Genomic DNA, 19604 nt, shown 5'->3' on the forward strand with positions numbered 1-19604 from the left:
CCGACGATAGCGCGTAGCGCACCGCGGGCAACCCGGTTCGATCCCAACCTCACATTCAGCAGGAGCCCGCGGCACCCGCTTCGATTCCTTGGCGGAAGAGTTCCTTCTCGCTCTCGGACATAGCCTGGTACGAAGGGTCGTTCTCGACGATCTTCAGGAAGTCGGCGCCCGCCGTCTGGGTCGACGTGTCGCCGCTCTGAACACGCTGCTGAACGTAGACGGACACCGCCGAACACCCGCCGAGAAACGCGGGGTCGGTGCTCGTCGCCGCGGTGGTTCGAGCCGAGTCGGTGGCGCTCGGCGGCGACGAAACTGTCGCCTTGTCGTCGTTCGAAGCGTCCGAACCACACGATGTGAGAAGAATCGCAGCCGAGACCATCAGCGTCGTCAACAGTCGCTTCATGCCCGGAATCGTCTCACGCGGGGCCCGGTTCGACCGGAAAACTCGCCTCGAGCACCGAAGTCCTACACCCTGTCGTTGTCAGATTCGACAGAACTGGGACACTGGAAGCCGTGACTGTGTCTTCCGGTGATCCCGACGTGCATGCAACGAACTCCGCTCGGCTCTTCGAACGTGCCGGCAACGTGATTCCGGGTGGCGTCAACTCGCCCGTCCGCGCGTTCGGTTCGGTCGGCGGAACACCGCGATTCATTCGCGAAGCATCCGGCTACACCCTCACCGACGTCGACGGAAACAACTACGTCGACCTGGTGTCGTCCTGGGGTCCGATGATTCTCGGGCACGCTCACCCGGCAGTCGTCGAAGCCGTTCGCGAAGCCGCGCTCGGAGGTCTCTCCTTCGGTGCGCCGACCGAAGGCGAAGTCGCTCTCGCCGAGGAAATCGTCGCCCGCGTCGCGCCCGTGGAAAAGGTTCGCCTGGTCAACTCCGGAACCGAAGCCACGATGAGCGCAGTCCGCCTCGCCCGCGGATTCACCGGGCGGACCAAGATCGTCAAGTTCTCCGGTTGCTACCACGGCCACGTCGACGCCCTTCTCGCCGACGCCGGATCCGGCCTCGCGACGTTCGGGCTGCCGACCTCTCCCGGCGTGACCGGCGCTCAAGCAGAAGACACCATCGTCGTGCGCTACAACGATCTCGACGCGGTGGCCGCGGCCTTCGCGGCCAATCCCGGCGCCATCGCGTGTGTCATCACCGAAGCTGCCGCCGGAAACATGGGCGCCGTCGCACCGCTTCCCGGTTTCAACGAGGGACTGCGTCGTCTCACCCGTGAGCACGGCGCACTCCTGATCATGGACGAGGTGATGACCGGATTCCGCGTCAGTGCCTCGGGTTGGTACGGCATCGACAACGTCGCAGGCGACCTCTACACCTTCGGCAAGGTCATGAGCGGCGGACTGCCCGCCGCAGCATTCGGCGGCCGCGCCGACATCATGGGCCACCTCGCACCGGACGGTCCCGTCTACCAGGCAGGCACCCTCTCGGGTAACCCCGTAGCCGTCGCCGCCGGACTCGCGAGCCTGCGCGCCGCCGACGCCGAGGTGTACGCCAAGCTCGGCCGGAACGCGACCGCCCTCGGCGACCTCATGACCCAAGCACTCACCGCCGAAGGCGTCGAACACCGAGTGCAGTACGCAGGCACCTTGGTGAGCGTGTTCTTCACCGAGAACACGGTGACCAACTACGACGAAGCCAAAGCCGCGCAGACCTGGCGATTCCCCGCCTTCTTCCACGCACTGCTCTCCCGCGGCGTGTACCCGCCGCCGAGCGCGTTCGAAGCGTGGTTCGTCTCCGCAGCACTCGACGATCGAGCCTTCTCGATCATCGCCGACGCCATGCCGCACGCAGCCAAGGCCGCAGCTGCTGCCGTCAAGCCCTGACCAGTTCCCATTCCAGAACACCCGCACGCTTCCGACATCCATCATCTTCAGCGAGGACCCTCGACTGTGACCGACGCCGATCACCCCGACCACACGTCCACCCGCACCATCGTCCACGTCCTGCGCCACGGCGAAGTACACAACCCGCGCGGGATCCTCTACGGACGGCTCCCGGGCTTCCGGTTGTCGGTGGCGGGCGAAGCTCAGGCTCGTGCGGTCGCGTCGGTGCTCGCCGATCACGACATCACCCACGTGGTCGCGTCGCCGCTGCAGCGGGCGCAAGAGACCGCGACTCCGATCGCCGAGGCACACAAGCTCGACATCGTCACGGACGAAAACCTGATCGAGGCAGGCAACGAGTTCGAGGGTCTCAAGGTTGCCGTCGGGGACGGTGCGCTCTCGCGTCCGCGTCACTGGTGGAAACTGCGTGACCCGTTCACCCCGTCCTGGGGCGAGCCCTACCTGCAGATCGCGCATCGCATGCTCGCAGCCGTCAATGCCGCACGCGTCGCGGCAGTCGGACACGAAGCCGTCGTCGTCAGCCATCAGCTCCCGGTCTGGACACTGCGTCGATTCCTGCAGGGCGAGCGTCTCTGGCACGACCCCCGTCACCGTCAGTGTGGACTGGCCTCGTTGACTTCACTGGTCTACGAAGGCGACACCCTGGTCGACATCGTCTACTCCGAACCTGCCGGCGCCTCCGACCCGAGAGTGACAGGAGCATGATTTCGCGCCGCATCGCCGCAGCATTCGCAGCCGCTGCGTCGGCGATGCTTCTTCTCTCGTCCTGCGCGACCGGCGACGACGCCGTCGCACAGGGCGGAACTTTCGACTTCGTCTCACCGGGCGGACAAACCAAGATCTTCTACGATCCGCCGTCCGACCGAGGCACCATCGGCAAGCTCTCCGGGCCCGATCTGATGAACGAAGGTCAGAAGGTCGGTGTCGAGGACTTCGAGGGCAAGGTCGTCGTTCTCAACGTCTGGGGTCAGTGGTGCGGACCGTGCCGCGCCGAAGCCGACGACCTGGAACAGGTCTACGAGCAGACCAAGGATTCGGGCGTGCAGTTCCTCGGCATCAACGTCCGCGACGACACCAAGAACAAAGCGCAGGACTTCGTGGTCGACAACAAGGTCTCGTACCCGTCGATCTACGACCCGTCGATGCGTTCGCTGATCGCCCTCGGTGACGGCTACCCCACGTCGGTCATTCCGACGACGATCGTCCTGGACCGCCAGCATCGCGTCGCCGCGGTGTTCCTCCAAGAACTTCTCGCCGAGGATTTGCTGCCCGTCGTCCAGCGAGTAGCTCAGGAAGACGCGCAGTAAAGATGACAACCACGACCACTACGCTGCTGGCCGGCAGCGACACACTGAGTGCCGGTGTGGGCGAAGCGTTTCAGAACGCGGCGTCGTCCGGTCCGCTTCTGCTCGCCCTCGGCGCCTGTGTGCTCGCCGGTCTGGTGTCGTTCGCTTCACCGTGCGTCGTGCCGCTCGTTCCCGGCTACCTGTCCTACCTGGCCGGCGTCGTCGGTGCCGACGCTCCCGCGATCACCGCCGAAGAAGCGAAGACGCGGACGATCACCCGGAGCAGTCGACTGAGGGTGGCCGGTGCGGCCGGACTGTTCGTCGCGGGCTTCACCGTTGTGTTCGTCCTCGCGACCGCGTCGGTATTCGGCGTGATCTCCACGCTGCTCGTCAACCGCGAGGTCCTGATGCGAGTGGGCGGTGTCGTCACCATCGCAATGGGTCTCGTCTTCATCGGGCTGATTCCGGCGCTGCAGAAGGACGTTCGTTTCGAACCGCGTCGCGTGTCGTCACTGGTGGGTGCGCCGCTGCTCGGGGGAGTGTTCGCTCTGGGCTGGACGCCGTGCCTCGGTCCGACATTGGCAGGCGTGATGTCCGTAGCGGCGGGAACCGACGGGATGACGGCCGCGCGTGGTGTCACGTTGATCGTCGCGTACTGCATCGGACTCGGCCTGCCGTTCATCATCTTGGCGCTGGGATCCGCGCGCGCGCTGACCGGCGTCGGCTGGTTGCGTCGTAATGCACGCACCATTCAAATTTTCGGCGGAATCATGTTGGTGGCAGTGGGGATCGCCCTCGTCACCGGCGCGTGGGACCAGTTCGTCGGCTGGGTTCGCGACGCATTTATCTCGGAGGTGACGCTGCCGATATGACAGCTGACGACAATAACGACCACCCGAAACCCGTGCTGCCGAAGCAGTCGGTGATCGGTCGAGTCGTTGCACTCGGGCGCAACACCTGGCGCGGGCTCACCTCGATGCGGACCGCGCTGGTACTGCTGTTCCTCCTCGCGCTCGCTGCGATCCCCGGCGCCCTGCTGCCACAGCGAACCCTCAACGAGGGCAAGGTCACCGACTACATCGCCGCGCGTCCGACGCTCGGTCCGTGGATGGACCGCCTCGAATTGTTCGACGTGTTCAGCAGTTTCTGGTTCACCGCGATCTACGCATTGCTCTTCATCTCGCTGGTCGGCTGCATCCTGCCGCGTTGCGTGGAGCACGCGAAGGCGCTGCGCACCCGTCCGGTGAATGCGCCGCGCAATCTTGCTCGCCTGCCGCACCACACCACGAGCGTCGTGGACGGCGAGACTCCCGACGAACTTGCTGCCCGGGTGTCGAAAGAACTGCGCGGGTGGCGCGTCGAAACGCGTCGCGGCGATTCGAAATCACGACGCGAAGGCGAGATCACCATCTCGGCGGAGAAGGGATACCTCCGCGAGTTCGGCAACCTCGTGTTCCACCTCTCGCTGGTCGGATTGTTGATCGCGATCGCCGCGGGCAAGTTGTTCGGCTACGAGGGCAATCGCATCGTCATCGCCAACGACGGCCCCGGGTTCTGCACGACCTCGCCGGCAGTGTTCGACTCCTTCGTCGCCGGTCTGAGCCTCGACGGCACCGGCATGACCCCGCTGTGTGTACGTGTGAAGAATTTCCAGGCCGACTACCTCGAGACCGGTCAGGCCGAGATGTTCACCTCGGACATCTCGTACCAGGCAGGCGACGACCTCGAGTCCGATACCTGGCGGGACACGACCATCCAGGTGAACCACCCACTGCGGATCGCCGGCGATCGTGTGTACCTGCAGGGACACGGATATGCGCCGACATTCACCGTCACGTTCCCGAACGGTGAGACCCGCACCGAGACGCTCCAGTGGCGTCCGGACGACGCCACGACGTTCCTGAGCAGTGGCGCGATGCGCTTCGACCCGCCGGGCGGCATGTATCCCGATGCGGACGAGCGTCGGAAGAATCAGATTGCCATCGAAGGATTGTTCGCGCCCACCGCGCTGTTCCACGGCAACCTGCTGTCGTCGAGTTACCCGGCGATGAACGATCCGGCAGTCGCCATCGACATCTACAAGGGCGACACCGGACTCGATACCGGTAACCCGCAATCGCTGTTCGAACTCAACACCGAACTGATCAATCAGGGCCGACTGGTCAAGCAGGATCGAGTCAATCTGTTTCCGGGGGAGAGCGCGACGCTTGCCGATGGAACCCAGGTGCGATTCGATGGTGCCGTCGACTTCGTGAACCTGCAGGTCTCCCACGATCCCGCTCAGGTGTGGGTGTTGGTTTCGGCGTTGACCATGATGGCGGGCCTACTCGTCTCGCTCGTGATCAAGCGTCGCCGCGTCTGGGCACGTATCTATCCAGATGACGAACGACGTACTGTAGTAGAACTTGGTGGGCTTGCCCGCACCGACCACGCAGGCTGGGGCGACGAGTTCGACCGCCTCGCCGACCGCTTGCTGAAAAGCAATCCGACCACCGCGGTGAACCAACCGCACGCGCAGGAGAACGCCCGATGACAACGAACGAGACACTCGCGCAGTACAGCGACTGGGCCTTCAAGTCCGCCTTCACCGTGCTCGTGCTGGCGTTTGTGCTGCTCATCGTGCAGTACGCGTCGGCCAGAGCAAAGGCGGTTCAGGACAAGGAACTGGTCTCCGCCGGCGGTGTCGACGCATCCGTGCCTGGCAGGGTCGCGGAGACTCCGAGCAAGTCGCTCTCGGAACGATTCGGCGGAATGGGCCGAGCTGTCCTGGTCGTCGGAACGGTGCTGATCATCGCGTCGATCGTGCTCCGCGGATTTGCGACGGAACGATTCCCGCTCGGCAACATGTACGAATTCGTGGCGATGGCGTGTGCGGCGTCGTTGCTGGTCGGGCACGTCCTGTTGATCAAGCCGGCGTACCGTCCGATGTGGGTCTTCTTGCTGGTGCCGGTTCTGATCTTGATGTTCCTCGCCGGCACGGTCCTCTACGCCGACGCGGCTCCCGTGGTGCCGGCGCTACGCTCGTACTGGCTTCCGATTCACGTGACGATCGTCAGCGTCGGCTCCGGAATCTTCATGATCGGCGGTATCGCGAGCCTTCTGTTCCTGCTGCGACTGAAGTTCCCGCCCGGTGAGGAAGGCACGAGCATCGGTGGCCGGATCGCAGAGCGACTGCCGGATGCCCAGACTCTCGACCGCTTGGCGTACAAGAGCACGATCATCGCGTTTCCGCTGTTCGGCGCCGGCGTCATCCTCGGTGCCATCTGGGCGGAAGCTGCGTGGGGACGCTTCTGGGGTTGGGATCCGAAGGAGACGATGTCCTTCATCGCCTGGGTGATCTACGCGGCCTACCTGCATGCGAGGGCAACCTCCGGGTGGCGGGAGACGAAGGCCGCCTGGATCAACATCGCCGGTTTTGTTGCGATGCTGTTCAATCTCTTCATCATCAACATGGTCGTCTCCGGCTTGCACTCCTACGCGGGACTCACCTGATCCTCTCGAGGTACCGTGGGTGGCTGCCGACCGGTCTGTAGGTATTACCGGTAGGTACGTCAGGGGCGGGCAACAGTTACGATGCAGCTTGGCGAATTACTAGCTGTCTGGTAGCTGTGGGATCGACGAGGGGGAGCGGCGAGATGGCCGACAAGATTGAAGACGCCGGAGCAGGATTGTGGGAGCCGGTGCGCCCTGCCGAGCCGACGCGGCGCGAGCCGCGCGCATCCGCGCCCGAGCCGTCATCGGACTCGGTTCCCAGCGACGTTCGTAGTCTCTTCGTGGCCCCGGTCGACTCCGGGCCGCTCCAGCAAGTCGCCGGCCAGGCGCCCAGTGCACCCGCCGCTCCGCCGCCGACGACGACCCCAGCGGCTCCGGTACCAGGTCCCAAGACTCCGGTCATCCAGTATCCGGCAGCGCAGCCAGGCCCGATCAACGGCCAGTTCTCGACCTCGCCTGCGATGCCGATGCAGACCTACGAACCTACGAATCGTGGAGGGTCGCTTCCGGATTCACGAACTGGCGTTCCGCAGCCTGTTCAGAATTCGCAGCCTGTTCGGAACTCGCAGCCTGTTCAGAACCTGCATCCTGTTCAGAATTCGCAGCCCGGCCCGACGGCGCATTCATCCGCGAGACCGCTCCAGCAACCGCAGGCACCTTTTTCGCCCGGCGTCCATCCGCCCAATCCCGCGATTCGGCAGTTCGGTCATCCCGGCGCTGCGCCGGTGCCGAACGGCCACACCCTCCAGAATGGTCAGGCCGTGCCGATGGCCCCGCCGACAGTGCCACCTACTCGCGCTCCGATGCCGCAGACCGGACTCACCTCGGCTCCGGACAGTCGCTTCGAGTCCGCTCTCCCGATGACTGCGCAAGATCTCTCGGCTGCGCTCCTCGTCAAGCGGCCTGTCCGGCCTGCGCCGGTGGGCGGCTGGCGCAAGGCGCTGTACACGTTGTCCGGCCGATCGGTGAACCTCGGAAACGGTGCAAAGGAGCAGCACCTCGTCGAGTTGACGCGCCAGATCAACCAGCCGCTGCAGGGCTGCTACAAGGTTGCGGTGCTCAGTCTCAAAGGCGGCGTCGGAAAGACCACGACCACAGCGACACTGGGGTCGATGTTCGGCTCGATCCGCGGCGATCGCGTCGTCGCTGTCGATGCAAACCCCGACCGGGGAACGCTGAGCCAGAAGATCCCGCTCGAAACTCCGGCAACAGTGCGAAACCTGCTGCGCGACGAGAACAGCATCGAGAAGTACAGCGACGTCCGTGGCTACACATCGCAAAATCGACACCGGCTCGAAGTGCTTGCCTCCGACAGCGATCCAGCAGTTTCAGAGGCCTTCAGCGGTGGGGACTACACGCGCACGGTCGACATGCTCGAGAAGTTCTACAGCATAGTTCTGACCGATTGCGGCACCGGATTGATGCACTCGGCGATGCAGGCCATTCTCGAAGGTGCAGATTCGTTGATCGTCGTCAGTTCCGGTTCCGTCGACGGTGCACGTAGCGCCTCCGCAACACTTGACTGGCTCGACGCTCACGGTTACAGCAGGCTGGTCGCCACGTCCGTAGCTGTCATCAACGCGGTACGGCCTCGCTCGGGCAAGGTTGATCTGCCGCGGGTCGTCGAGCACTTCGAGCAGCGCTGTCGAGCGGTGAAACTGATTCCGTTCGATCCGCATTTGGAAGAGGGCGCCGAAATCGATCTGGACCGGCTGCGTCCAGGTACTCGGGAAGCGGTGCTGGAGTTGGCTGCGGTGGTTGCGCAGGACTTTCCGGCCTCCCCGTTCGCGTTGACGGGGCGGTAATCGGATAGCCGGGCGAGCCCGGACGCTACGTCGACGCGTCAGTCGGCGGTACGTCCGGACCTTCCGTGCGCTTGCGTCGTGTTTGCTGGTTCACATTCCACAGGAATTCGGGATCGTCATCCGGCCCGCGTACACCGCTCACCGGGGTGCGCGTCGACGGATCGGGCCCGAATGCCTTCCACATCAGAACGATCAATGTCACCAAACCCACCAACGCCAACAGATACAACACGGCGCACCTCCTCAGGGAACTGAAGTCGAGCCTACTCAGTCTCCGCCCCGCTTCACCAGAAGTGGTGCGGACAAGCGTTTCGGCTCAGTGCGCTAGTGCTGTATCTGTCGGGTACTGCAAGATCTGTCGGGTACTGCAAAGTGCTTCGAAGTGAGCCGAGTTTGCTCAGTTGTTGTCTGCTTCGGTGGTCAGCGAGCGCAGAAGCTGCATGACCTCGGTCTCACGGAATCGACGATGTCCTCCTGGCGTGCGAAGCGAGCCCAGTCGTCCTGCGTGTGCCCAGCGGGTCACGGTCTTGGGATCGACATGAAACAATGCCGCTACCTGTCCGGGCGTCATGAGTGCGTCTGCGGCGGTATTGAAGGTTGGTGCGCTCATTGTGAGGTCCTCCATGTTGATGTCGAACGTTTGACGAACAGTGATTCCGAACCGAGCAGTGATTCCGAACTTTGGTTCCGAACCGGTGTGTCGACCAGTTGCCAAAAACCTGCGTCGAGTTTGTTTCGAAGTCCTTCGCTCACATTCGACCGTTTTCTGAGTGGTAGCGCAATGTTTGCACAGATATAGCCGGGTAGTCGATCTTTCAAGAAAATGTAATGTTTAAGTAAAGGACAAAATGGATATAGCGGGCTCGGTCCCACCCGTATTCGGAATGGGTAACCTGAGAGGGTGAGTCAGTTGTCTGAAAACCCCGAAAATGTTCCTTCTGAGCCGGTCAAGGCCAGTAAACCTTCCGCAAACTCTGGGCAAGCAAAGTCGGCTTCCGGGCCGGTGACCAAGGGTCAACTAGCCCGCGACGTGGTGCTGTACTCGGTCGCTCGGCTGCTGCTTGTCGTCGTGATCGGTGCCGTCATCATCGGTGGCGGAAAGCTCGCCGGCACGGACGTTCCCTTGATCGTCGCGGCGCTGTTCGCAGTTCTGATCGCGCTGCCGCTGTCGTTGCTGCTCTTCGCGAAACTGCGCAAGCGTGTTAATGCGGGCATTGCGGCGGTCGACGCCCAGCGTCGGTCCGATCGTGACGATCTTCGCTCCAAGCTGCGCGGAGACGGGCGGTGACCACGGGGTCGCTCGACGTCGACCGTCGGACCTCACGCCAGTGGGTCGACAACGCGGTGCGGTTGATCGAAGCCGACGCGCAACGCAGCGCGGACACTCACCTGCTGCGCTATCCGCTGCCGAGTAACTGGACCGTCCAGCTTTATCTGAAGGACGAGTCGACCCACATCACGGGGAGTCTCAAGCATCGACTCGCACGGTCGCTTTTCCTCTACGCGATCTGCAACGGCTGGGTTACCGAAGAGACCACTGTCATCGAAGCGTCGTCCGGATCGACGGCTGTCAGCGAGGCGTATTTCGCGAAGTTGCTGGGCCTGGATTTTGTCGCGGTGATGCCCGCGAGCACGAGTCCCGCCAAGATCGCGTTGATCGAGGCGCAGGGGGGACGTTGTCATTTCGTGAGCGATCCGTCGTCGATCTACTCGGAATCGCATCGGCTCGCGAGTGAGTTGAACGGTCACTACATGGACCAGTTCACCCACGCCGAGCGCGCGACGGATTGGCGCGGAAACAACAACATCGCCGAATCGATCTTCACTCAGCTCGAACACGAGGAACATCCGATTCCCGACTGGGTGGTCGTCGGAGCCGGGACGGGCGGAACCGGTGCCACGATCGGCCGCTTTCTTCGTTACCGGAAATTCGACACGGGGCTGTGCGTGGTGGACCCGGAGCACTCCGTGTTTTTCGACGCGTGGCGAGCGAGCGATCCGTCGATCGTCGGTACTCGAGGTTCCCGGATCGAGGGCATCGGCCGTCCGCGCGTCGAACCGTCGTTTGTCGGTCAGGTGGTCGACCGAATGATCAAGGTGCCGGACGCAGGCTCGATCGCGGCCGCACGGCACGCCAGCGCGGCCCTGGGGCGCAAAGTGGGCGGCTCGACGGGGACGAACCTGTGGGGAGCTTTTGCGTTGATTGCCGAAATGATGGCGGCCGGGCGCAGCGGCAGCGTCGTCACCCTCCTGTGCGACGGCGGAGAGCGTTACTCGGGGACGTACTACAACGACGAATGGGTGGCGTCGGAAGGGATCGACCTGCTCGGTCCGACGGCAGTGCTGGACGAGTTCGTCCGTTCGGGTGCGTGGACGGCCAGTTCCTGAATCGCCGGCGCCGGACCGTGTGACGGGCGGCTCATCGTCACCCGCGGCCAGGCGTCCAGCCCGGACGACTGCTCGTCCGTTCTGATGCGTATCAGGCCGGGAGAGAGCGTGTTCTCGGCCAGACGCACGAACCCGAGTCGCTCGTAGTACGGCGCGTTCCACGGAACGTCGACGAACGTCGTCAGAGTCACGAGATCGTGGTGATGGTCCGCCGCCCATTCGGTGACGGCGTCGATCAGCTGAGCTCCGAGGCCTTTGCGGGCATGATCGGGGTGAACGGAGACCTGTTCGATATGCGCACCGCCGTCCACGATCTCGACGAGCGCGTACGCAACGGGTACGTCGTTTGCGTCGGTCTGAACCCAGATGTGCTCGGCTGCGAGAAAATCGTTCAACTCGTCGAGCGTCGGCGGTGGATCGTCTGCGATGGCGTCCATCCCGATGTCTCGGAACGGTTCGCCCGCGGCGATCTCGATCTGTTGCAGTGCGGGTAGGTCGGTGGATATGGCCGAGCGGATCACAGAAACCGTTTTACCTCGAGAGTGGAGTTTCTCCCAGCGCTACGCCTTCTGTAACGCAAACCTACGCAACCGTAGGTTGTGTATCGTTTGGTCAAGGGGCACTTCTCCAGCGAGGGCGGACCATGGGCAATCCTGAAGTTTCACTCGACAATTACGAGGCTGTGTACGAGTACTACCGCAGTCATCAGCAGAACCGATTCGTGGCGAAGCTCGCTTATGCCGCATTGGCGCTGAAGTACCGCCCGCGAGTGAGGTACGCGCCGGGTGCGGAAGCTGCGCTGAAGACTCTGCTGGAACGTAAGACGCAGTTGGTCGTGGCGGTCAATCATCTGACCGAGAGCGACCAGTTCACGCTCGCCGCGACCGCGTGGCGTACTCCGTTGCGTCGAGTGATCGGACGGACCCGGGTCCTCGCCAAAGACGAACTCTTCGTTGATCCTTCACAGCGCAAGAAGGTCGACATGATGGGCAGCATCCCGGTTTTTCGCAGCAAGAACTACGGCCTCCGGGCTGTTTCGGATGCCGGCCGAGTGATGATGGACGTCGCGGCCGAGCGTCTGGGCAACGGGGATTGTCTGGCGATTTTCCCGGAAGGGACGTGCAACACCGAAGATCCGACGCGGTTGCAGCACGTCAACAGTGGAATCGGCCACATCATCGCGCGCGCCGAGAAATTGGGATGCTCACCGGCTCTGGTGTCGATCGGCATCAACTACGGTCCGGTGGCCGGCGACGTCAAGGCTGCGAGTGTCTTTGTCGGAATGCCGGTGACCGAACTTCCGGACAAGCCGATGGATATCGCCCGAACTGTGCAGGCGGATTTGCAGGTGGCAGTGAACGGGGCCGTCGCCGGATACTAGGCGCGCCTGTCAATTTTGGTTGACAGATTCCGGTTGTCAACCTAAATTGACATCATGACCGAAGCAACCTCTCTCGCTGCTGCCGCCGGTAGCCCGGATCCCACCGAGGGATTGCGTGCTGTTCGAGCGCTGCGTCGTCTTCTCGAAAAACTCGAGGCCATTCAGGTCGCCAATGCGCGCCGTCACGGATGGTCCTGGCAGGCGATCGCGGAAGCTCTCGAGGTCAGCCGTCAAGCCGTCCACAAGAAATACGCGTCCGCGCAGTCGGAATCGATGCTGCGTTCACTGCGCGAGAAGGGCAGGTAATTGCCATGTTCGAAAGGTTCTCCGCACAGGCTCGAGGCGTCGTTGTCGATGCTGTCGCCGGCTCCGGTCCTGTCACGCCGATGGAACTTCTGACCGCGCTGCTCACCTCTGATCGGGGCATCGCCACCGAGGTGCTCACCGAGTCTGGTGTCACGCTCGACGTGATCCGCCACGCCGGCGCCGGATCGAACGAAGGTAGCTCCAACAATTTCGACGACGACGCCGAGATACTCAAGTCGATCGGCATCGATCTCGATGCGGTTCGGGAGAGTCTCGAGCAGTCCTTCGGCGAAGGTGTGCTGGACGAGACTCCTGTGCCGGACGGCGTCGACACTTCTCGCAAGAGCCGATTCGGGTTCCCTCGTTCACGATTCGAGAAGGACTCCAAGAAGGTGTTGGAACTCTCGCTCCGTGAAGCGCTCGCGCACAAGGACAATCGAATCGGTGCCGAACACATCCTGCTCGGCATCCTGCGTGTCGCCGACGGGCCTACCCGTCAGGCCCTCGAAACGCAGGTCACGATGTCGGTGATCCGTGAGCGCTTGGAAGCGAAGATGAATCGCGCCGCCTAGATTCGGCACGGCTCCGCATGCACGGGGCGGGATGTGCCAGCATTCAGACATGACATTTCTGGCACGTCTCATCATCAACGGCATAGCCATCTGGCTGGCGTCGGCGTGGGTCACCGGCATCACGATCGCCAACCACGACAACGGCACCTGGGGCACGGTTCTCGTGATCGCGGTGATCGCTTTGATCTTCACGGTGGTCAACGCGTTCATCAAGCCGGTAGTGCAGCTTCTCTCGCTACCGCTGCTCATCCTGACTCTCGGATTGTTCACGCTCGTGATCAACGCCCTTATGCTGATGCTGACGGCGTGGATCTCGTCCGGAACGTCCTACGGCTTGACGGTCGACGGCTTCTGGACGGCAGTCTGGGGCGCGCTGATCATCTCGATCGTGAACTTCCTGCTCAGCGCGTTCGTCCCGGACAACCGTTGAGTCCGTCGACTTTCAGGCGAGACTGAGCGCAACTGCGGTCGCGGCACCCCAGACGAGCATGGCGAGTCCGGTGTCGCGCAACGCGGGGATCAGGGCCATACCCTGCCCGCCCGAACGCAGTGGGGCGTTGGCTCGGATTGCCAGTGGCAACGCCAGCAATCCGAGCAATGCCCACGGAGTACGCAGGATCAGCAGCAGGGTCGCGACGAACGGGACGGCCAGCAGGATCACGTGCAGCGTGCGGGTCCTGGCGTCGCCGAGCCGGACTGCGAGAGTGATCTTTCCGGACTCGGTGTCGGTCGGGATGTCTCGAAGATTGTTGGCAACGAGCACCGCGCTCGAGAACGAACCGATGGCAATCGCGCCGGCCAGCCCGGCCAGATCCACCCGCTCGGCCTGTACGAACTGAGTTCCCAGCACTGCAATCAGTCCGAAGAAGATGAACACGGCGATCTCGCCGAACCCGCTGTATCCGTAAGGCTTCTTGCCGCCGGTGTAGAACCAGGCACCGATGATGCAGAACACGCCGACCGCAACCAGCCACCAGGCTGTGGTCGCCGCCAGAACGAACCCGGCTACCGCGGCAACGGTGAAGCAGCTGATCGCCGCGGCCTTCACAGCTCCGGGACTGACCAACTTCGATCCGACCAAGCGCAGTGGCCCGACGCGGTCGTCGTCCGTTCCGCGGATTCCGTCGGAGTAGTCGTTCGCGAAATTCACCCCGACGATCAAGGCCAAGGAGACGATCAGTGCCAGGAGCGCCTTCCACCACACTGCGAGGTCCAGGGACGCCGCGGCTCCGGTGCCGACCAGCACGGGCGCAATCGCGTTCGGGAGTGTGCGCGGCCTCGCGCCTTCGATCCATTGAGCAGCTGTTGCCATACAACGATCTTTGCACTGTGCAATACGATCGAACGCGGTGGATCAGCACATGACTCGAGACGTGAGTGAGCGCGCCAGGTACGCGCAGTCGGGCGAAGACCTGGCAGACATTGCCTTGCTCGGACCCGTTTCGACCAAAGTGGGCGATCGTCTGGTTCCGTTGCCGGGTCCGCGAGCTCGAACTCTGCTGGTTGCGCTGGCTCGCAATCCGGGTGAGCCACGTACCGCGCAGAGCCTGATCGACGACGTCTGGGGGCTGGAGCCGCCGCGCTCACCGATGAACGCCCTCCACACTCAGGTCTCGCGCCTGCGATCTGCACTCCCGGACGGGGCCCTCGAAGTCACGGCGGCCGGATACCGGCTCACTCTCGCTCGGGAGCGTGTCGACCTGGCCAGGGCAGCGGACGCCGCCCGTGGTCTGCGCACCGTCGGCGCCGACGCGTCCGAAGCGCTCGCAGTCACGACCGCGTCATTGCGCCTGTGGCGCGGTACCCCCGGGAGTGACGTCGTCGGCGACGTTGCAGATCGTCTGGCGCTCGACGCAGGCCGGGTGTACGACGAACTGGAGACGGCGCAGATCGACGCGTTGCTCACATTGGGGGAGTACGCGGCAGCCATTCCCCTGGTGCGCGGACGCCATCTGGCGAGCCCATTCGACGACACAGCGGCCGAGGCGTTGATGCGTGCGCTCGCCGGAGCAGGCCGAGTCAACGAGGCACTCGAAGTGTTCGCGGAGTTCCGCAACCACCTCGCCAATCGCCTGGGCGCTGATCCGTCACCCGCACTGGTGACTCTCAACGCGGAACTTCTCGGGGCACCTGCGGCTACACCGCGGGCCGCCCGTGCGATCGGTCTGCGCGCTGCCCCCAACACCTTGCTCGGTCGCGACAACGACATCGACCAGATCGAATCCTTGCTCGCCCGCTCCCGCGTCGTCACCATTCTCGGACCTGGTGGCGCCGGAAAGACCCGTCTCGCACACGAATTGGGCCTGCGCGGATCCGTGAACCAGCCGGGCGTCTCGGTGGTCCTCGTGGAGTTGGCGTCGTTGCGCAGCAGCGAAGATGTCATCGCGGCCATCGGAGGCACCCTCGGAATCAGCGAATCCGATCTGGCGCCAGGCAAATTGACCGTCGGCCGAACGCATTCGGCGAGAGAGCGACTCAAAGAGGCGCTGTCCGCCGGTCCGATGTTGCTCATCCTCGACAATTGTGAGCACGTGATCGGCGCGTGTTCGGAGATCGTGGCCGAGATGATCGCGGCCGGTCGTCAGCTGACGGTTCTGACCACCAGTCGTTCTCCGCTCATGATCAGTGCCGAGGCGGTGTACCCGTTGCCGCCGTTGGCGATCGACGACGGAAGCGGCTCGGCAGTCGAACTCTTCTCGGCGAGAGCCCGTGCGGTGCGGCCCTCCGTTCATCTGGACGTCGACGCGGTAGTCAAGCTGTGTACGACGCTCGACGGACTCCCGCTGGCGATCGAGCTCGCTGCCGCTCGGGTCCGTACCATGAGCGTCGACGAAATCGGTTCGAGACTGCGAGACAGGTTCGCGTTGTTGCGCTCCGATGATCCGACGTCTCCGGATCGGCATCGCACCCTGCACGCGGTGATCGACTGGAGCTGGAATCTGTTGGGCAGCGGGGATCAGATTGCGTTGCGTCGATTGTGCCGATTCCCGGCCGGCTTCACCCTTTCTTCGGCGCAGGCCGTTGCCGGGTGGGGCGAGTTGACCGATGTGGCAAGTGCCGTCGAAGCGCTGGTGAATCAGTCACTTCTTTCCGTCAGCGACGGGCAGGGAGATCTTCGGTACTACATGCTCGAGACTGTCCGTGAATACGGCGAGGAGCAACTCGCCGCGTCCGGGGAGGGACCGGAAGTGATTCGGCGCCTCGACGACTGGGCGATTGCGATCGCCGAGGATGCCGTCGTGCGTGCACGGACGGATCAGCTCCGTCTGATTGCCGACCTCGACGCCGAGCACGACAACCTTCTGGCTGTACTTCGCTGGGCCGTGGAACGCGGCGACGCGGTGACCGTAGCCAACGTCTTCCCCGTCCTTGCGATTCTGTGGGCCGTACGAGGATCGAACTCGGAAATTTCGAACTGGGCGTCGAAGATCGTCGGGGCGACCGCGGACAACGATCTGCGCGACGTGAATGCAGAACTGGTGGGCGCTACGTTCATCCTGGTGGCGATGCATCTCTTCTTCGGAGAGGCCGATCGAAACCATGCCCGTGCGCGGATCCGACTTCGAAAGCTGTTGCGTGAGCGCGATGATCTCGGTCCGTTGTTCGCATTTCTGATCAAGCTGACCACGAGTGGGATCGCAAACCACAAACTTGCGCGGTTGGTGGCCGAAGGCGTTCGCAGTTCCGATCCCGAGACCCGAATGGCGGCGCTGTCCGCGCGTTCGAACATGCGGGAGAACATCGGAGATCTGCGCGGTGCGTTGCTGGACGGGGAGACTCTGTTCGACTACGCCACCAGCATCGGTGACGAGTGGGGTCTGGCGATGGCGGCCCAACATGTCGGGTCGGTTCACAGCCAATCCGCCCGCTATGGCGAGGCCATCGAGTTCTACGCGATCGCGGCGGCGTCGATGGAACGCCTCGGTGCGCGTGACGAGGCGATGCAGCTCATCTGCTTTCAAGCCGGAGCAATGATCGCGGCCGGTGACACCGCTGGTGGTCGGGTGCTTCTCGATCGTGCACGTCCGGCATTGGCGCATTCGGGTGGGACCGGGGCCATCGAAACCGATCAACGGCGCGCGGCGCTCATAGCGAGTATCGCCGAGGCGGATCTCGCGGACGGCCGTATCGACGAGGGCTTGGCTCGGTATCGAGAAGCGCTGGAGCTGTTGGGTTCTGCGATCGAGAACATCTTCGGTGATCCCTTCGTCGTTCTGCTCGGTGCCGCGGCTGTGTGCGCTCACGCAGTTCACGGCCGGCACGAACTGGTGGCGGGCCGCGTTCTGCAGATGAAGGAGTCGAGTGCTCTCAAGCTCGATCCCAACGGTTACGCGGACCTGCCGCTCGCGGGTTCGTTGGCGTCGGCGATCGGGTCGTTCGATCTTGTCACGGGCAACATCGAACGCGGAGTCGAACTGATGGCTTTGTCGTTGAAAATGCCGGGGAGACAAGACTTCGTCTCGCTCCATCACGCGCGCCTCTCCGACTTCGCGGTTGGTCTGGTCGGAGCCGACAGGTGGTCTGTGGAAACCGAGAAGGTATCGGGTTACTCACGCAGAGCGGTCCGCGAAGCAGTGTTGGCTGCGCTTCGCGGACCGGTGCTGGACTAGGTCTGGACGATGGTGCGGGACTTATGTCTTGCGCATGTACATCCGCACGGTCAAAGGTGCCATGACGGCAACGATCACCGCGGCGCCCACCAGCGACCACACGACGTGGATACCGAAGTGGCCGTCGTTGGCCAGCTCGCGAACCGCGGTCACCAGGTGTGAGACCGGATTGACGTTCACGAACTTCTGAAGCCAACTCGGCATGGTGGCAGGATCGACGAACGCATTCGACAGGAACGTCAGCGGGAACAGCACGAGCATCGAAACACCCTGCACCGTGGACGCTTTGTTCATCAGCACGCCCATGAGAGCGAAGATCCAGCTGATGGAGAACGCGCACACCATGACCAGGATCGCGGCAGACAGAATGCCGACCACGCCGCCTGCGGGGCGGTAACCCATCGCGAAACCGACGATGAACGTGATGGTCGTGGCGATGCCGTAGCGCACGACGTCGGCGAGCAATGCACCGGACAGCGGGGCGATACGAGCGATGGGAAGGGACTTGAAGCGGTCGAACACGCCCTTGTCCATGTCCTCACGAAGCTGAGTGCCCGTGACGATGGAACCGGTGATGACGGTCTGGACGAGGATGCCGGGGATGATCGTCGGCAGATATGCCGTCACGTCACCGGCGATCGCGCCGCCGAAGATGTAGGTGAACATCAACGTGAAGATGATCGGCTGGATGACGACGTCGAACAGTTGCTCGGGGTTGTGCTTGATCTTGAGAATTCCGCGGTACGCCATCGTGAACGTGTTCGCGAAGCTCTGCTGCAGGCTGATGCGGCGGGGTGCGGCATCCGGCTGGGCTATCGGCGACCGGGGTTTGGTGAGAGTGGTTGTCATGCGACGCTCCGATCGGAGTCGTTGTCGGACTGGGCGTCGTTGCGACCACCGTCTTCGGGCTGGTGCCCGGTGATGGTCAGGAACACTTCGTCCAGGCTGGGTTTCTGTACGTTGATTTCGTCGACGGCGATACCTTGCTCACGCAGACGGATCAACAGGTCCGCCGTGATCGACGGGTCGCTCAGCGGGGCGGTGATCCGCCCGACCTCGGGAGTGACACCCACCTCGACGCTCAGCGCAGCGGCGATGAGCGAGCGAGCCTCCTCGGTGCGATCACGATCGACCAGCTTGAGTTGGAGCGAGGAGATCCCGACCGAAGCCTTGAGTTCGTCGGCGGTGCCGTTGGCGATCACGCGGCCGCGGTCGATCACCGCGATGCGATCGGCCAGTTGATCGGCTTCGTCGAGGTACTGCGTGGTGAGCAACACCGTCGAACCCTCGGCGACGAGTCGCCGGATGGTCACCCACATCTGGGCGCGGGTGCGCGGATCGAGGCCGGTGGTGGGCTCGTCGAGAAACAGCAGCGGCGGGCGCGCGATCAGGCTTGCCGCCAGATCCAGGCGTCGACGCATGCCACCGGAGAAGTTCTTCAGCGGTTTGGTCGCGGCCTCGACCAGATCGAACTCCTCGAGGAGTTCCAGGGACTTGGTGCGCGCATCGCGGCGGCTCAGGCCGAGCAGCCGCGAGAAGATCACGAGGTTCTCGGTCGCCGTCAGATCCTCGTCGACGGAGGCGTACTGACCGGTGACGCCGATCAGGGATCGGACCGCGGTGGGTTCACGGCTGACGTCGTGGCCGAAGATGCGCGCCTCACCGCCGTCGGGGCGCAGGAGAGTGGCGAGCATGCGGACGGTGGTGGTCTTGCCGGCGCCGTTCGGCCCGAGGACGCCGAACACCGAGCCGGTGGGGACGGTGAGGCTGACGCCGTCGACCGCGCGGTGCTCGCCGAACTTCTTGACGAGTCCGTCGGCCTCGATGGCAAGAGGCGAAGCTGTGTGGTTCATGGGATGAAGCTTGGCAGACCGATCTTGCATGGACCTTGCGTGGAACTTGCG

Annotated in this window: 21 protein-coding genes; 14 read left to right on the forward strand and 7 right to left on the reverse strand. The window is 63.5% G+C overall.

Translation table 11 applies throughout. The annotated features are described in order from the left end of the window. Positions 1-55 precede the first annotated feature (55 nt). Positions 56-403 carry a hypothetical protein gene (locus PCS43_RS21570; protein WP_007735283.1) on the reverse strand — a complete coding sequence of 116 codons (348 nt, stop codon included), beginning with the start codon at positions 401-403 and terminating at the stop codon, positions 56-58. Positions 404-513: 110 nt separating this feature from the next. On the opposite strand from PCS43_RS21570, the gene hemL reads away from it, so the two are divergent. The 7 genes from hemL to PCS43_RS21605 all read left to right on the forward strand — a co-directional run bounded on the left by hemL (position 514) and on the right by PCS43_RS21605 (position 8443). Further along, positions 514-1839, forward strand: coding sequence for a glutamate-1-semialdehyde 2,1-aminomutase (hemL, locus tag PCS43_RS21575; RefSeq protein ID WP_037129903.1), 1326 nt, complete (start codon positions 514-516; stop codon positions 1837-1839). A 66-nt stretch (positions 1840-1905) separates the two neighbouring features. Continuing rightward, complete coding sequence (locus tag PCS43_RS21580) at positions 1906-2565, forward strand: histidine phosphatase family protein (RefSeq protein WP_003941868.1); 660 nt, start codon at positions 1906-1908, stop codon at positions 2563-2565. Continuing rightward, on the forward strand, positions 2562-3167 hold the full coding sequence (locus PCS43_RS21585) for a TlpA disulfide reductase family protein (RefSeq protein WP_007735280.1): 606 nt from the start codon (positions 2562-2564) through the stop codon (positions 3165-3167). The genes PCS43_RS21580 and PCS43_RS21585 overlap by 4 nt, the downstream gene beginning before the upstream one ends. 2 nt (positions 3168-3169) lie before the next feature. Next, positions 3170-4018, forward strand: coding sequence for a cytochrome c biogenesis CcdA family protein (locus tag PCS43_RS21590; protein WP_007735278.1), 849 nt, complete (start codon positions 3170-3172; stop codon positions 4016-4018). Then, positions 4015-5679 (forward strand): cytochrome c biogenesis protein ResB, encoded by a 1665-nt coding sequence (gene resB / locus PCS43_RS21595; RefSeq protein ID WP_042453041.1) that lies wholly within the window; start codon positions 4015-4017, stop codon positions 5677-5679. Before PCS43_RS21590 ends, resB begins: the two co-directional genes overlap by 4 nt. Beyond that, positions 5676-6638 (forward strand): c-type cytochrome biogenesis protein CcsB, encoded by a 963-nt coding sequence (gene ccsB, locus PCS43_RS21600; protein WP_047268895.1) that lies wholly within the window; start codon positions 5676-5678, stop codon positions 6636-6638. The genes resB and ccsB overlap by 4 nt, the downstream gene beginning before the upstream one ends. Positions 6639-6781: 143 nt before the next feature. Beyond that, positions 6782-8443 (forward strand): MinD/ParA family ATP-binding protein, encoded by a 1662-nt coding sequence (locus PCS43_RS21605; RefSeq protein WP_209908011.1) that lies wholly within the window; start codon positions 6782-6784, stop codon positions 8441-8443. A 25-nt stretch (positions 8444-8468) separates the two neighbouring features. On the opposite strand, the gene PCS43_RS21610 is transcribed toward PCS43_RS21605, so the two are convergent. Further along, on the reverse strand, positions 8469-8675 hold the full coding sequence (locus PCS43_RS21610; RefSeq protein ID WP_003941996.1) for a hypothetical protein: 207 nt from the start codon (positions 8673-8675) through the stop codon (positions 8469-8471). Positions 8676-8840: 165 nt separating this feature from the next. Next, positions 8841-9053: a BldC family transcriptional regulator gene (locus PCS43_RS21615; protein WP_003942029.1), complete on the reverse strand. Its 213-nt coding sequence runs from the start codon at positions 9051-9053 to the stop codon at positions 8841-8843. Positions 9054-9344: 291 nt separating this feature from the next. Here PCS43_RS21615 and PCS43_RS21620 point away from each other — a divergent pair, with 291 nt between their 5' ends. Beyond that, positions 9345-9731: a DUF4229 domain-containing protein gene (locus tag PCS43_RS21620; protein ID WP_030535490.1), complete on the forward strand. Its 387-nt coding sequence runs from the start codon at positions 9345-9347 to the stop codon at positions 9729-9731. Continuing rightward, positions 9728-10831, forward strand: coding sequence for a PLP-dependent cysteine synthase family protein (locus PCS43_RS21625; protein WP_063314765.1), 1104 nt, complete (start codon positions 9728-9730; stop codon positions 10829-10831). The genes PCS43_RS21620 and PCS43_RS21625 overlap by 4 nt, the downstream gene beginning before the upstream one ends. Here the strand turns inward: PCS43_RS21625 and PCS43_RS21630 are convergent. Next, a complete protein-coding gene (locus PCS43_RS21630; RefSeq protein WP_063314764.1) occupies positions 10729-11352 on the reverse strand; it encodes a GNAT family N-acetyltransferase in 624 nt (207 codons plus the stop codon). The genes PCS43_RS21625 and PCS43_RS21630 overlap by 103 nt on opposite strands. Positions 11353-11474: 122 nt before the next feature. On the opposite strand from PCS43_RS21630, the gene PCS43_RS21635 reads away from it, so the two are divergent. From PCS43_RS21635 to PCS43_RS21650, 4 genes are read left to right on the forward strand one after another with little or no spacing between them, the layout of a single operon-like run. Then, positions 11475-12212, forward strand: a complete 738-nt coding sequence (locus PCS43_RS21635; RefSeq protein ID WP_054828445.1) for a lysophospholipid acyltransferase family protein — start codon at positions 11475-11477, stop codon at positions 12210-12212. A gap of 54 nt (positions 12213-12266) precedes the next feature. Beyond that, positions 12267-12518 (forward strand): HTH domain-containing protein, encoded by a 252-nt coding sequence (locus PCS43_RS21640; RefSeq protein ID WP_003941869.1) that lies wholly within the window; start codon positions 12267-12269, stop codon positions 12516-12518. A gap of 5 nt (positions 12519-12523) precedes the next feature. Next, on the forward strand, positions 12524-13090 hold the full coding sequence (locus tag PCS43_RS21645; protein ID WP_003941949.1) for a Clp protease N-terminal domain-containing protein: 567 nt from the start codon (positions 12524-12526) through the stop codon (positions 13088-13090). A 49-nt stretch (positions 13091-13139) separates the two neighbouring features. Continuing rightward, the gene (locus tag PCS43_RS21650; protein ID WP_003941998.1) at positions 13140-13520 is read left to right on the forward strand and encodes a phage holin family protein; all 381 of its coding nucleotides are present in this window, start codon (positions 13140-13142) and stop codon (positions 13518-13520) included. A 12-nt stretch (positions 13521-13532) separates the two neighbouring features. Here the strand turns inward: PCS43_RS21650 and PCS43_RS21655 are convergent, their stop codons facing one another. Next, entirely contained in the window at positions 13533-14402 is an 870-nt protein-coding gene (locus tag PCS43_RS21655; RefSeq protein WP_007728497.1) for a 1,4-dihydroxy-2-naphthoate polyprenyltransferase, read from the reverse strand. Positions 14403-14451: 49 nt separating this feature from the next. On the opposite strand from PCS43_RS21655, the gene PCS43_RS21660 reads away from it, so the two are divergent. Continuing rightward, a complete protein-coding gene (locus PCS43_RS21660; protein ID WP_054187823.1) occupies positions 14452-17700 on the forward strand; it encodes a BTAD domain-containing putative transcriptional regulator in 3249 nt (1082 codons plus the stop codon). 21 nt (positions 17701-17721) lie between these two features. On the opposite strand, the gene PCS43_RS21665 is transcribed toward PCS43_RS21660, so the two are convergent. Together PCS43_RS21665 and PCS43_RS21670 are read right to left on the reverse strand one after the other, a co-directional pair. Beyond that, the gene (locus tag PCS43_RS21665) at positions 17722-18549 is read right to left on the reverse strand and encodes an ABC transporter permease (RefSeq protein ID WP_003941848.1); all 828 of its coding nucleotides are present in this window, start codon (positions 18547-18549) and stop codon (positions 17722-17724) included. After that, positions 18546-19553 (reverse strand): daunorubicin resistance protein DrrA family ABC transporter ATP-binding protein, encoded by a 1008-nt coding sequence (locus PCS43_RS21670; RefSeq protein ID WP_003941960.1) that lies wholly within the window; start codon positions 19551-19553, stop codon positions 18546-18548. The genes PCS43_RS21665 and PCS43_RS21670 overlap by 4 nt, the downstream gene beginning before the upstream one ends. Positions 19554-19604: the final 51 nt, after the last annotated feature.

This window comes from Rhodococcus sp. C-2 (assembly GCF_027854095.1).
GTDB classification, from domain to species: Bacteria; Actinomycetota; Actinomycetes; order Mycobacteriales; family Mycobacteriaceae; genus Rhodococcus_F; species Rhodococcus_F qingshengii.